At 58.7% G+C, this 3,702-nt stretch carries 3 protein-coding genes and 1 tRNA gene; all 4 read left to right on the top strand.

All coding sequences use genetic code 11. The features are described 5' to 3' along the window. A partial coding sequence (locus Q0510_RS10575) for an MBL fold metallo-hydrolase (RefSeq protein ID WP_298710945.1) occupies positions 1-671 on the top strand: 671 nt, incomplete at its 5' end. Between the two features lie 124 nt (positions 672-795). After that, positions 796-2,478, top strand: coding sequence for a C25 family cysteine peptidase (locus tag Q0510_RS10580; protein WP_298710948.1), 1,683 nt, complete (start codon positions 796-798; stop codon positions 2,476-2,478). Positions 2,479-2,597: 119 nt separating this feature from the next. Further along, positions 2,598-3,545 (top strand): DUF5996 family protein, encoded by a 948-nt coding sequence (locus Q0510_RS10585; protein WP_298710951.1) that lies wholly within the window; start codon positions 2,598-2,600, stop codon positions 3,543-3,545. A gap of 72 nt (positions 3,546-3,617) precedes the next feature. Then, a tRNA-Leu gene (locus Q0510_RS10590) sits at positions 3,618-3,701 on the top strand. Position 3,702: the final 1 nt, after the last annotated feature.

Below are 3,702 nucleotides of genomic sequence, written 5' to 3' on the forward strand. Positions count from 1 at the left end.
GCGCGGCCGACATGCCCGATATCGATGTGCTCATCATCACCCACAACCACTACGACCATCTCGACAGCCGCACGCTGCACCAGCTCAGGCACAAGATCCGTTTGGTGTACACAGGGCTCGGCGTGAAACCCGACCTGGTGCGCTGCGGTATCCCGGCGGGCGTCATCACCGAAATGGACTGGGGGCAAAGTACGGAACTGCCCGAGGGGCTCCGGCTTACGGCGGCGCCGGCACGGCATTTTTCGGGGCGCGGGGTGAAGAGAAATGAGTCGCTGTGGTCCTCCTACGTACTGGCCTCTGCAACGGAAAAGATCTACATCGGCGGGGATTCGGGTTACGGCCCGCATTTCAAAGCCATCGGGGACGCGTTTGGCCCCTTCGACCTGGCGGTCCTCGAAACCGGGCAATACAACGAGCAATGGGCCGCCATCCACATGATGCCGGAAGAAGCGGTACGCGCCGCGGAAGACCTCCGCGCCAGGGCGCTCCTGCCCGTCCACTGGGGCAAATTCGCCCTTGCTTTCCATCCCTGGGACGAGCCCGTGAAACGTACCGCCGCCGAGGCCGCCAAAGCCGGCATGCCCCTGGCCACGCCCAGGATCGGGGAAACGTTTTACCTCCACCAGCCCCTCCCTTCACAGCATTGGTGGGAAGCCGTAAAACAGCCGTAGGCCGTACATCCCGCAACCAACACCGACGTATTTCTACGGAAAAACTCCCGTATTTGCTACCTGTTCAGCGGACATGCACTGGTGTACTTTTGAGGCGTTGTTTCACCTCAAAAAAAGCATTGAAATGTCCAACGAAAAGCAACCCCAAAAAGGCGGTCCCATCGCCGGAGAAAAACAAAGTCTTTCCAACCTGGCCACCGTGCGTACGCAGGTACTGCAGGACCGGACCGTTTTCAACATGCAGGCCGTGGGCCGCAATTACAAACTGGCGCAGGCCTATCAAAGCGTGCGCAACCTCCAGCTGATGGATCCCAACAAGATCCGCCTCAGCTCTTTCGCCGAATATGCGCAACTCAACAAAAACATCCTGGAGATGGCGCCGCTGATCGAGGAAAAGCCCCGGCCCGCCGCGCCCCAGCACGAAAGCTACCTGAACACTTATTCCTGGCTGCGCTTCTCGCGGGGCAAAGTGCTGGTGCTCGTGCATAAAGACGTGTATGCCGCCACCAAAGAGCGTACCGACCGCTACGTGCTCGACCTCGCCCGCGATGGCTACTGGGCCACGGTGCATGTCGTAAACGGCGGCAAGCCGGCCTTCATCCGCAATTACATCCGCAGCAAGAGCCCCGTGGGCGCCGTAATGGTAGGCGCCATCCCGGTGGCCTGGTTCGAGATGAGCAACGATTTCCATGGCGCCAGCACCGAGTTCCCCTGCGACCTTTTTTACATGGACACCAACGGCACCTGGACCGACACGGATGCCGACGGTAAGTACAACGCCGTTTCCGGCGACGTTACGCCCGAGATCTGGATCGGCCGCATGTGGACGCCCACATCCGGCGGCAACGATGTGGCGCTGCTGAACAATTACTTCGACCGCAACCACCTTTTCCGCACCGGCAACCTCGGCCATAGCCGGAGCGCGCTGGTGTATGTGGAAGACGACTGGACCAGCTTCGATGACTGCGAAATGGACCTGATGACCCCCTCTTCCTTCATTACCAAATACACCAACCCCAACATCACCGATGCGGATTTGTACAAAACGGAGGTGAACAAGATGCGCTCCTTCGTGCAGCTGTGCTCCCATTCGTCGCCGCACGTACATTCTTTCCACATCCCTTCCAGCGGCACCACCGAGTGGATCGACCGCGCCTATTTCCGCGACGAGCGCGCGCCGAACGCGCATTTCTACAACCTGTTCTGCTGCAGTACGGCACGTTTCACGCAGAACGACTACCTGGGCGGCTGGTATATTTTCGACAAAGCCGGCGGGGAAACCAATTACGGCCTCACGGCGGTAGGCAGCACCAAAACCGGCTCGATGCTCTTCTTTGCTGATTTCTACGATCCCATCGGCAAGGGCAAATGCATCGGCGACGCGATGGTGGACTGGTGGAAGGCGCGCGGCACCGATCACGACCTCGGCGAGCGGCAGTGGTTCTACGGCATGAGCATCCTCGGCGACCCCACGCTGACCTGGTGGAAAGGCGCGGTGCCCCGTGCGCTGGAGCCGGCGGATGCCAGCGTGTTCAACCACTATCCCCGGACGATGACGTTCAAATGGCTGCCGGTGAATATTCCTGGTGCTACGTACAGCATCGAGATCGACGCTTACGGCGCGGTGAACGCCGGGCAATGGGCGGCGCAGAGCTTCCGGAATTTCGCGGTATACCATGGCATTACGGGCACGAGCTTCAACTACAATTTCGTGGGCGCCCAACCAGGCCGCTGGCGCGTTCGGGCCAAGATCGGCGACCGTTACTGCGCGTGGAGCTGCTGGTGCTATTTCCGGTTTACGATATAGCGTGAGGCAACCCGCAACGAAAAAGAACAGCCGCCAGTGGATCGTACCATGGGCGGCTGTTCCTGCTTTCAAGAACCAAAAGGCGCGCGGATTGTTTTAGATAGGACAAAACGATGTGTATGCTTACAAAATGGCCCGTTCTGGATTATGATTCCTGGAAAGAAACACTGGCGACCGTCCACCGCTGGACGCAGGTGATCGGCAAGATCCGTTTGCGGAAGATGCCCTGGCTCAATCATTCCTGGCATGTGACGCTTTCGGTGAGCCCCACGGGCTTGTCGACCGGCAGCATGCCATATGACCGGGGGCTTTTCCAGGTGGATTTCGCTTTCGTGCATCACCGGTTGCGGATCGCGACGAGCGAGGGGCGGCAGGAGTCGCTCGAGTTGCGGCCGATGGCGGTCGCGGATTTCTATCATGCGGTGTTTGAAAAGTTGAAGCAGCTGGAGGTGGATGTTGAGATTTTCACCATGCCGAGCGAGCTGGAAAACGCGGTGCCGTTTGAGCTGGATTACGACAACCGTTCGTACGACGCCTATAAGATGGAGGATTGCTGGCGGGCGATGGTGAATATCCATATTGTGTTTACGCGGTTCCGGGCGCGGTTTACGGGGAAGGTGAGCCCTGTCCACTTTTTCTGGGGCGCGTTCGACCTGGCGGTGACACGCTTTTCCGGCCGTGATGCTCCTTTGCACACGGGCACGGCGCCCAACCTGCCCGCCCGCGTGATGCAGGAAGCATATTCGAAGGAAGTGAGCTCCTGCGGCTTCTGGCCCGGCAGCGAATACTTTCCGCAGGCCGCGTTTTACAGTTATGCGTATCCCGGGCCCGAGGGGTTCGCGGATCAGCCGGTAAAGCCGGAGGGTGCGTACTGGAGCAAAGAGCTGGGAGAATTCTTGTTACCTTATGCAGTAGTGCAGCAATCATCCAACCCCGAAAAAACTTTGCTCGCATTCCTGCAATCCACCTACGAAGCCGCGGCGAACACGGCAAATTGGGACCGCGCATCCCTTGAATGCGACCTCACGGATTTCGAGAATGATTACGGGTGTTTTCGTGCGGGATAATTTTTTTTGATGAAGATTTGGAAAGTTCGGGGAATGATTTACCTTTGCCATCCCGAACACAAAACCAGGGATGCCCAGATGGCGAAATTGGTAGACGCACTGTGTTCAGGTCGCAGCGCCGGCAACGGTGTGCTGGTTCGAATCCAGTTCTGGGCAC

It is taken from the genome of uncultured Chitinophaga sp. (genome assembly GCF_937874145.1).
In the GTDB taxonomy this organism is placed as follows: domain Bacteria; phylum Bacteroidota; class Bacteroidia; order Chitinophagales; family Chitinophagaceae; genus Chitinophaga.